The organism is Pseudoalteromonas sp. T1lg23B, from assembly GCF_002964665.1.
Taxonomy (GTDB): Bacteria; Pseudomonadota; Gammaproteobacteria; order Enterobacterales; family Alteromonadaceae; genus Pseudoalteromonas.
Map to the genome: position 1 here is coordinate 68,896 of NZ_PQBZ01000037.1, position 9,548 is coordinate 78,443.

The 9,548-nt window shown below is 43.5% G+C and carries 8 protein-coding genes and 1 rRNA gene; 4 read left to right on the forward strand and 5 right to left on the reverse strand.

The window, feature by feature from the left end; genetic code table 11:
- Positions 1–119: 119 nt before the first annotated feature.
- The 3 genes from C2M32_RS16275 (at position 120) to C2M32_RS16285 (ending at position 2,888) form a co-directional block, all read left to right on the forward strand.
- Positions 120–1,757: a S41 family peptidase gene (locus tag C2M32_RS16275; protein ID WP_105169383.1), complete on the forward strand. Its 1,638-nt coding sequence runs from the start codon at positions 120–122 to the stop codon at positions 1,755–1,757.
- Positions 1,747–2,133 carry a hypothetical protein gene (locus C2M32_RS16280; protein ID WP_105169384.1) on the forward strand — a complete coding sequence of 129 codons (387 nt, stop codon included), beginning with the start codon at positions 1,747–1,749 and terminating at the stop codon, positions 2,131–2,133. Before C2M32_RS16275 ends, C2M32_RS16280 begins: the two co-directional genes overlap by 11 nt.
- 74 nt (positions 2,134–2,207) lie before the next feature.
- On the forward strand, positions 2,208–2,888 hold the full coding sequence (locus C2M32_RS16285) for a 4'-phosphopantetheinyl transferase family protein (protein ID WP_105169385.1): 681 nt from the start codon (positions 2,208–2,210) through the stop codon (positions 2,886–2,888).
- Positions 2,889–2,969: 81 nt separating this feature from the next.
- On the opposite strand, the gene C2M32_RS16290 is transcribed toward C2M32_RS16285, so the two are convergent.
- From C2M32_RS16290 to C2M32_RS16305, 4 genes are all read right to left on the reverse strand, one after another.
- On the reverse strand, positions 2,970–4,016 hold the full coding sequence (locus C2M32_RS16290) for an OmpA family protein (protein ID WP_105169386.1): 1,047 nt from the start codon (positions 4,014–4,016) through the stop codon (positions 2,970–2,972).
- A 115-nt stretch (positions 4,017–4,131) separates the two neighbouring features.
- Entirely contained in the window at positions 4,132–5,910 is a 1,779-nt protein-coding gene (locus C2M32_RS16295; RefSeq protein ID WP_105169387.1) for an ABC transporter ATP-binding protein, read from the reverse strand.
- A gap of 16 nt (positions 5,911–5,926) precedes the next feature.
- Positions 5,927–7,375, reverse strand: coding sequence for a protein adenylyltransferase SelO (locus tag C2M32_RS16300; protein WP_105169388.1), 1,449 nt, complete (start codon positions 7,373–7,375; stop codon positions 5,927–5,929).
- A complete protein-coding gene (locus C2M32_RS16305; RefSeq protein WP_105169389.1) occupies positions 7,372–8,070 on the reverse strand; it encodes a DNA-3-methyladenine glycosylase I in 699 nt (232 codons plus the stop codon). The genes C2M32_RS16300 and C2M32_RS16305 overlap by 4 nt, the downstream gene beginning before the upstream one ends.
- 77 nt (positions 8,071–8,147) lie before the next feature.
- Between C2M32_RS16305 and C2M32_RS16310 the strand changes: the two genes are divergently transcribed.
- On the forward strand, positions 8,148–8,921 hold the full coding sequence (locus C2M32_RS16310; RefSeq protein WP_234401322.1) for a substrate-binding periplasmic protein: 774 nt from the start codon (positions 8,148–8,150) through the stop codon (positions 8,919–8,921).
- A gap of 349 nt (positions 8,922–9,270) precedes the next feature.
- On the opposite strand, the gene rrf is transcribed toward C2M32_RS16310, so the two are convergent.
- Positions 9,271–9,385 (reverse strand): 5S ribosomal RNA (gene rrf, locus C2M32_RS16315).
- Between the last annotated feature and the right edge of the window lie 163 nt (positions 9,386–9,548).

A 9,548-nucleotide genomic window follows, 5' to 3' on the forward strand; every position in this document is an offset into this window, starting at 1 on the left:
GAAAACATGCGCCCACGCATATTTTATATACACATTATAGGTACTTATTTCTGCCAATTTGTTGCCTTTGATACATTGCTTTGCTAATTTTTAGCCAACACACATAAAAAGCATACAGCATGAGTCATTTACAATTAGCATCCGCTCTTTTTTTGAGTATTACTTTGGTTGGATGTGGCGGAGGAGGTGGGGGTGATACTGACTCTCCCGCACTGGACCCGCAACCATCCCTTCCTTCTGAGAACTGGGCCGCGGGTGTGTTTCCTGCCTCAAGTCAGTATAAAGACTACTGTGCTAACCCCAGAGTCGGTATCGACCCACAAGACAATGAACCATACCCAGACAAAGCGGGAAGCGTCATGCTAGAAAAGTTATGGCTCCGCTCCTTTAGCCATGAGACTTACTTATGGTATGACGAATTACCCGATCCAAACCCAAGCACTTTTGACTCCATTGCTGCCTATTTCGATGTGCTGAAAACTTCAGCAAGTACACCATCAGGGAAAGCCAAAGACGACTTTCACTTCTCTGAAAGTTATGAAGATTACATAAAAGAAGCTCAATCTGGCGTGGTAGCCGGCTATGGTGTTCGTTGGGCGATTATTAACCGTACTCCACCGAGGTTGATACGCGTAGCCTACACGCAAGATAACTCTCCCGCAGAGCTTGCCGGACTTCAGCGTGGGGATACGCTTATCGAAGTCGATAGTATCGATATTGATGCCACAGATTCCTCCTCAATAGCCACTATCAATGCAGGACTACAGCCTGACCTCGGAACAACTCACTCGTTTACGTTTGTTCGCACCGATTCACAGACAAATACCGCAGAGCAGTACAAAGTATCTCTAACTGCACAAGATATAGAAACAACTCCTGTACAAAATGCACACGTACAAAGCATTAATAACCGTAAGGTCGGCTATGTGCAATTCAATCAGTTTATCTCAGCAGGTCAACGCCCTTTGATAAACGCCTTCCAAATGTTCGCAAGTAGTGACATAGATGAACTTGTATTAGACCTTCGCTATAACGGTGGTGGATTAATCAATATGGCCGCTCAATTGGGCTACATGATAGCAGGTAGCACTAATACGCTCGCAGCGGCCCCTGAAACGGGTCGAGTATTTAGTCAGACTATTTACAACGACAAGCGTAGTGCAGAAAACTACGATGTAAAATTCTCTGCCCGCGCCATAGACTGGAGCGAACGAGTATATACTGACGAAGTTTTACCAAGTCCAGAGCTCAATCGAGTGTACATACTGACAACAGCTAGTACCTGCTCGGCAAGTGAGTTAATTATCAATAGCTTGCTAGGTATTGATGTTGAAGTAGTACTTATTGGCGATCAAACCTGTGGTAAACCGTTTGGTTTCTCCCCCACCCCCAATTGTGGCGAGGTGTACTATACCATCCAGTTTAAAAATGAAAATGCCAAAGGGTTTGGCGACTATACAGATGGGTTTATACCGGTTCCCGCGGCACAAAATAACGGTGAACTCGGGTTAACGAGCCAGGTCTCAGGATGTTCGGTAGCAGACGACTTTGAACACTCGCTTGGCGCGGCCAACGAGGCGTTATTTGCAGCCGCGCTAAATTATATGGAAACTGGTCTATGCCCACCTGCTAATCAACAGCGTCCGACACGCGCTTCTGAGTATATTATGCGAGGCCCAGCCATAGACGTTCCATTACATTCACTGCGCGATGGTATGTACATTCTTCCCATACAGAGGACGAAGAATGAACAATAAACGCATTTATTCTGCCTTACTATGCCTCTCATTGGTTGGCTGTAAACACAGCCAACCAATGGGTCCGCAAGCAGCAAAAATAGATAACACCACTGCACAGATGAAAGCCGACATAAAAAGTGCCATAGTCAAACTAAGAGGAGGCGTAGAGCCAAGAATCGCCGACAACGTATTTATGAATAACAGTACCTTATTGATCGAGTCACGCGCCCCTCAGCAACCGCTCGATCCTCTCCTCGGTTCGCACAATATTGTTGTCACACGTTTTGAGTTGCAATTGCGTGATGGCAAGTGTGTTCTTTATTATCCTGATAAAGATAACTACGTCATATTATCTAAAGTGCGATGTTTTGCTGCCACCCAAAGTACACAATGACGGTTATCTAAGATTAGTTTTCTACGGTTGCTGTGTTACAGTACGGTTAGAGCGCTTGAACAACTAGATTTTATATGCAATATCAAACAGCTAACCCATTCATACCGCAGTTAGATTACCCATATCACTGCTGCACATTTAGCACTGAGTATTTTCAACAAAGTGACTTTCTTACGCATAACATTACCATGTCTCAAAAGTTGAAAAATGCAGTTCCAAAGCGCCGCGTTGAATACCTAGCAGGACGAATATGTGCCAAACAAGCGTTAGCAAAGATTGCCATCACTGAATTTGAAATAGACAGCAACGAAGATCGAGCACCAATATGGCCCGAAGGCGTTCTAGGTAGCATCAGTCATACTCAAGGGGTTGCTATGGCAATGGTCACTGACTCACTCGATGTGAGAGGCGTCGGCATAGACATAGAAACGATCATGCCCAATGACCAAGAACAGCGACTAAAGCCACAAATTTTACACCCGCTGGAAGATGAAGCATTTAAAGCTCTTAGTGAACATATCTCATGTCCCTTAACTGTTATCTTTTCTGCTAAAGAAAGTATTTATAAGGCACTTTACCCTAGTGTAAAAAGATTTTTTGGCTTTGATGCTGCAAAGCTTTTAAGCTTTGATGAGCGTCAATTGTGCTTTGAAATTACTGAACACCTCTGTGACGAAGTTCCTCTTGGTACCCGAGTGAATGTGCTTTATCAAACTAATGCTCTGTTCGCGTTTACCGAGTGCGCTTTTCCTTAGGTTCATAGAACAGCGAACCAACAAAAACCAGAAGAACAAAAAGCCCGCGTGATGCGGGCCTTTTTGATAATACAAACTAAATTACTGACGCTGTACTTTTACACGTTCAGAGGAAGTGATCGTCGCTTCAACTCTACGGTTTTGTGCGTGAGCTTCCTTAGTATTGGCAGTATTTTTCAAACGCTCTTCGCCATAACCAATCGTAGAAATACGATCAGCGGCGATACCATCATCAATTAACTGCTTTTCAACAGCTTTAGCACGCTTTTCCGATAACGCTTGGTTATACTTTGCATCACCAACGGCTGAAGCGTGGCCTTCTAATACCACTGTCGCTGATTCATGTTCTTTTAAGAACGCTGCGACTTCTGCAATATCATCAAAGTATTGCTGTTTTACCTTAGCCGCATCGTGTGGGAAACGTACTAAAAGATTGACTGAAACTTGACGTTCTTCGTACTTAGTACACCCAGAACTATCTACTGCATCTGACATTGGCGTATTAGCACAACGGTCATCAGCATCCATAACACCATCTTTGTCGCTGTCAGCAGCAACTGGCTGTGGTGCTGTTGGCGCTGGCGCTGGCTCTACTTTCTTAACTGGAGCACTTGAACCAAAGAAGTAGTTAATACCTAATTTAGCACCTATATCTGTATAGCCTCGATCTAAACCTTGATACACAGCGGCTTCTGCATTAACAAAGAAGTTATTGTTAAAGTAGTGGCGGTAACCAGCACCCACGTTTGCAAACGTCAGGCTGTCATAAGCGTCAATTGATTTTAAACCAATGAGGCCGTAAAAAGGGCTGTCGTCAAAGTGGTAAAGCGCATCAATACCAAAACGGTCACCATCTAATGACCCTGTACTCGCTCCTGACAGATCAAAGTCCATATCTGCGTACTCAAAGCGACCACTCCAGTTGTTATTGAAGCGGTAACCTATTTCAGCACCCCATCCTGTGGAATCGTCAACATCAACCCCAGCAGCATCACGGATGTTCTGCCAATCGGAGCTATAGTAATCGCCAAATACGCCGAGGTAGACACCCTCTTTTTGCTCATTTGCATTTGCTGCCGACGCAGCAAGAAGTGCTGCAACCGCTAAGCTAATAGATTTAAATTTCATTATTTCGTCCCGTCCTTAAATACCAAGTGAGCACAGATAGCTCATGAATTTAGCCCTATAATATTAGGCTATATATTAATTTTTACTTAACAACATCTTATTAAGCTGACATTGACTAATGCTGATGCCCAAATAACGTTTGATACAGCCCCGCTTGACCAAGCAGACTATTGTGATCGCCAACTTGAGAAATATGACCATCATCAAGTACATATATCAAATCAGCTTGCTTGATCGCACTGAGCCTATGGGCAATGATCAACGTCGTTTTGTTTTGCAAAAAAGCTTTTAAGTTTTTATGAATTTTTGCTTCTGTTTCAATATCCAATGCTGAAGTAGCTTCATCAAGAATAACGACTTTCGGATCAGCTAGTACCATTCTCGCAATCGCTAAACGTTGCTTCTGTCCGCCCGACAGGCGAATACCATTTCGGCCAACAAGTGCATCAAGCTGCTCATCAATGTGCCGAACAGTTTCGTCTAGTTCAGCGACTTCTAATGCCTGCCAAAGTTGCTCATCACTATGCACCTTTCCCAGTGATAAATTATCCCGAATACTACTATTAAATAGAATAGGTTGCTGTAAAACTGTCGCAATATTTTCTCTAATTGCTTGATAACCAATCTCTTCGACAGGAACCCCAGCGATTTCAATACTCCCGGATTGTTTTTCATAAAGCCCAAGCAGCAATTGCACAAGTGTAGACTTACCTCCTCCCGATACAGCCACAACAGCAACTTTTTTGCCTGCGGGGATCTGCAATGAGACATTCTGCAGTACTGGTAATTCAGGTTGATACGAAAAACTGACGTCTTTAAAAACAATATCAATACTTTGCCGTTTAAATACGCTACTCACATTGATCGGTGCTGGCGCTTCCGTCTGAAAAGCAAAAACCTGATTTAACCTCTGTAGTGCTGCCGAAGCCCCATAGTAGGCATACTGTATTCCAAGTAGCTCTTGTACAGGGCCCATCATGAACCACAAATAGCCAAATACCGCAAAGATCTGTCCAACGGTAAGATCTGCAAAGACGACCATGATCATTGCGATTGCACGAAAAACTTCAAACCCTAATAAAAATACAGTGAAGCTTAAGCGGTTCACAGCATCTGTTTTCCACTGTGACTGCACCGCATAATGTTTCAGATCGACCGCAGTTTTACGAACATAATCGAAGTAAGCCGTTTCTCTACGTACTGCTTTTAACTGCGATATTGCATCTAGTGTTTCGACTAAAGCGGATTGAAATGCTTCAAAGGCTGCATTTTCATCTTTCTTAAGATCCTTCACCCTCTTGCCAAATTGGCGAGAAAAATAAATCACCGCTGGATTCAATAGCAAAATAACCAATCCCAGAGTCAGGTCAATCCACAACAAAACAACAGCCGTACCCACTATGGTCAGTAAGCCAATTAAAAACCGAGACAAAGTCTGGCTGATGAAGGTATCTAGTGTTTCTACATCCGTAATGCAGCGAGAACTAATCGCCGCTGCGCCTTGTGTTTCATACTCTTTGAGTTGAACACGAGGTAGGTGGCGTAATAATCTTTCACGAATATTGAGGCTTATATCTTTACCAATAAAGGTAAATTGTCGCGATTGAATTACGCCTAATACGAGAGCACCTAAGCGCATACAGACGACACATAGCAAGATCACTACAATATATACCGCACTACTTTGCCAAGCAGTGGGAAGTATGTTGTTCAGAAAATCAATTGCTGGACCTGGCTTCTCCAATAATACTTCGTCAACCAATAACGGCATCATCAAGGGAATAGGAACACTAACTAAAGCCGCAAAAAATGCAATTATATGTGCGATAATCAGTGGCTTTTTATGTGCTAATACCTGCTGCTTTATTCCTTGCCATGTCAATGTTTCTGTCATGCTCAATCCAGTTAAATTACGTACCGCAAAAAGTTTTATAATGCGTATCCATTGTCGCAGCCAAATAATGTTGTTCATATTCCTGATATCGATAGGGCTGCTGTAATAGAGGTAACCAATCTTTCAGAAAACGACTATCATTGTGCTGATAATAATCACTAATTACCTGCTCCACCAATGCATTACGCGGAATGATGGCAGGATTCACCGAACACATCAGCTCAACAACCTTCGTAGAATCATATTCAGCGATACGAGTTTGCCACTTTTGATACCACGAACGTAAAACATCGGGTATGGCAAAGCAGCTATATGGCGACTCCAACAGCGAGTTGCTCAATGCTGCAAACGTGTTTGTATAATCAAGCTGCTCGCTGTTAAGTATGGTAAGTAATTCAGACAACAGCGCTGAATCTGTATCGCGCCAATCAAGTAAACCCAGCTTTTTCGCCCACATATTCTGATATGCGAGATTAAAATCTTGCGAAAACTGAGCGATTACCTCACTGAGCATTGCCACTGCTTCTGACTCTTCAACACTGAATAAAGCAATGAGTGATTCGGCCAAACGCGCACAGTTCCAACTCGCAATATTAGGTTGTTGTCCAAATGCATAGCGACCGTGTTTATCTATGGAGCTATAGACGGTTTCAAAATCAAACGCTTCAAGCATTGCACATGGCCCATAATCTATCGTCTCTCCACCTACTAAAGTATTATCGGTATTCATAACACCATGAATGAAACCAACTCTAAGCCAATGCACTATCAAGGCTACTTGCTGCTTACACACAGCTCTTAGAAAAGCGACGATGCGCTTATCCCCCTGCTCGTTAATATCAGAAAAATAGCGCTTGATAGCTAATTCCATAAGCGCTTTGAGTCCAACTAAGTCCTCTTGTAGTGCCAGATACTGAAACGAACCGACACGGATATGACTACTCGCAACTCGACATACAACTGCACCGGGTAAAGACTCGTTGCGATATACTTGCTGTCCTGTCGTAACCACGGCCAGACACTCCGTCGTTGGCACATTCAATGCGCCCAAAGCCTGACTCATTACAAACTCTCTCACTGCTGGACCTAAAGCGCACAGTCCATCACCACCTCTAGAGAAAGGGGTCGCACCAGATCCCTTGATCTGCAAGTCATATGCTTGGCCTTGAGCATCATCAAAGCTACCTATCAGGTGGGCACGGCCATCCCCCAAGGTAGGATTGAAGTGACCAAACTGATGCCCTGAATAGGCCAAAGCAACGGCATCAACGCCAGGTAACGGAAGTTGACCGCTTAAGTAGCTATGTGCCGACGACTTCTCTAATGGAATGTTTCGCTCTATTGTTAGCTTATCATTCCACAGCAATAGCTTAGGCCTAGAAGACTGATTTGCACGTGCCATCATTGGCGTATCAATAACACAAAACTGATTTCCTAAGCGACTGTACCTTTGATAAAAATTCATTCGTTTTGACCTGCTGATATGTTGTTATCTCCTACACTGAGTGCGACTAACTGGCTTAATGACTGTAGCGTCCATCCACTTTGCTCAACGAGCGTATTGAAAAACGTCTGCGCGCCAAGCAGTGACTTTTTGCTGTGCAAACCGCCATCAATGATCTCATGAGCCCTAAGGTATGCTTCAACATCTCGCGACAAAATAAAGGTATCTTTCCCCATTGCTCTCAGAGCGAATGGTCCCGTATTACCGCCCAACCTAGCACCATGCTTCTTTAGATAGAGCCAAAGGCCGACAATGTCATCAGCGGGCCAATTCGCGATAAACTGTGCAAAAGAACCATGGACCTGAGCGGTTTCATGAATCATTAAACAGTTCACTGGTATCGTCATTACCTTCTTATAATTGCGTACAATGCGCTCATCATTGGCTCTTTGCTCTAGCATTTCAGGAGACATCATCAGCAATTTATTCACGTCAAAATTCCAGAAAACGTCGCGAAAGCCATCCCATTTTGCGTTGATTACACTCCAGTAAAAACCGCTTTGAAACACTTTCCGCGTGAACTCTTCAAGCCAATCGGAATCACTGAGCATAGCAAGCTGTGTTGACGTTTTAGATTCACTAAGCAAAGACAACACGGTGCTTTCGCTCCCCTTCCTATTGCTTGCCCGTGCCAGTATATTGTTGAATGTTTCCATAGGAAATGACCGCCTTATTTCCTTAAAATCAGAAAGTGACTATTATTTAAGTACCAAATCTACCTTCGAGAACGACTGTGTTTCGTTTACTTGCGTGTTTATGTTTTACGCTCAGTGCACCACTTTGCACAGCACAAAGTTTATCAAAGACGCTTCATATTAGCACAGGTCAGTGGCCGCCTTATATGGATCAATCACGTCGGGACCAAGGTTGCGTTGCAAAATTAATCCGCGATGCTTTTGCGCTTTCTGACTTTAAAGTTCGATTTGTTTTTATGCCATGGGAAAGGGCATACCAAGAAGGAATGAAGAAGGAGTTTGCGGGCAGCGCATATTGGTACTTTAGCGAAAAGAGAGCGCAAGACTATATCTATACAACTCCCCCTATCACAGAAGAGATAAGCCGGTTCTATCATTTAAAAACGCTCAATTTTGTCTATCAAAGCTATAAAGATTTAGCTCCACACAGACTAATTTTAAATCAGGGGCTCACGTATCCTGAGGAGTTGTTACAGGCTGTTAAGGATTACGAGATTAGTATTGTGAACGCCACCTATACGACTAAGAATTTGTCCTATCTATTGCGAGGTCGAGCCGATATTGCAATCCTTACGGAGCAAACTAAAGCTTCCTACGCACAATCCCTCACAGAGGCACAGCAACAGCAGATCACCTACCAAGAAAAACCCGCATTTATCAAACAAGGATATTTACTGATAAACAAGCATCATCATTTTCTGGTCTCAGTATTTAATAATGGAGTCGAGCAACTGTGGCAAGATCAAAACTATTATAACGATTACATCACCAACTGCGTAAAAACCAGATTGCGTACAGTTTTAAAAGATTAGATTAAGGCGTAATGATAGGATACAGGGGCTTGTGACGTGAACGCTGGGTGCAAAGGGTTAACGACAGCGAACGAAGTGAGGACGTTTCCTTTTGCGCAAGCTGGGGTGCAAAGGGTTAACGACAGCGAACGAAGTGAGTGCGTTTCCTTTGCGCAAGGTGAATTAGGTGCAAAAGTTTAATGACAAAGCACGCAGTGCTTACATTCCTTTTGCGCAAGGTGAAATGAGCCATTTTATAGGACGCTGAGGGACTATCTTAAACGTCGGATGGCGCTACGCTTATCCAACCAACAAAACACACATAACAAAAAACCCCGACACTTTCGTATCGGGGTTTCTCTTATTAGGAGCCTGGCGATGTTCTACTTTCACATGGCAGCTGCCACACTATCATCGACGCTGTTTCGTTTCACTTCTGAGTTCGGCATGGGGTCAGGTGGGTCCAAAACGCTATTATCACCAAGCAAAGCTGGTTTGTTAATCCGTTCACCATCTGTGAACCAATCAACATAAAATTCGGAAAAAATCTGATAACTTGTAAAACGCTACTTTAGTAACACTAACTTCTAGCGCGTAAAACCACTTTGGCGTTGTATGGTTAAGCCTCACGGGTAATTAGTACTGGTT

Coding starts and splice junctions, on each gene's coding strand:
- C2M32_RS16300 (WP_105169388.1), bottom strand. CDS start 7,375: ATGAATTTTTATCAAAGGTACAGTCGCTTAGGAAATCAGTTTTGTGTT.
- C2M32_RS16275 (WP_105169383.1), top strand. CDS start 120: ATGAGTCATTTACAATTAGCATCCGCTCTTTTTTTGAGTATTACTTTG.
- C2M32_RS16285 (WP_105169385.1), top strand. CDS start 2,208: ATGCAATATCAAACAGCTAACCCATTCATACCGCAGTTAGATTACCCA.
- C2M32_RS16305 (WP_105169389.1), bottom strand. CDS start 8,070: ATGGAAACATTCAACAATATACTGGCACGGGCAAGCAATAGGAAGGGG.
- C2M32_RS16290 (WP_105169386.1), bottom strand. CDS start 4,016: ATGAAATTTAAATCTATTAGCTTAGCGGTTGCAGCACTTCTTGCTGCG.
- C2M32_RS16280 (WP_105169384.1), top strand. CDS start 1,747: ATGAACAATAAACGCATTTATTCTGCCTTACTATGCCTCTCATTGGTT.
- C2M32_RS16295 (WP_105169387.1), bottom strand. CDS start 5,910: ATGACAGAAACATTGACATGGCAAGGAATAAAGCAGCAGGTATTAGCA.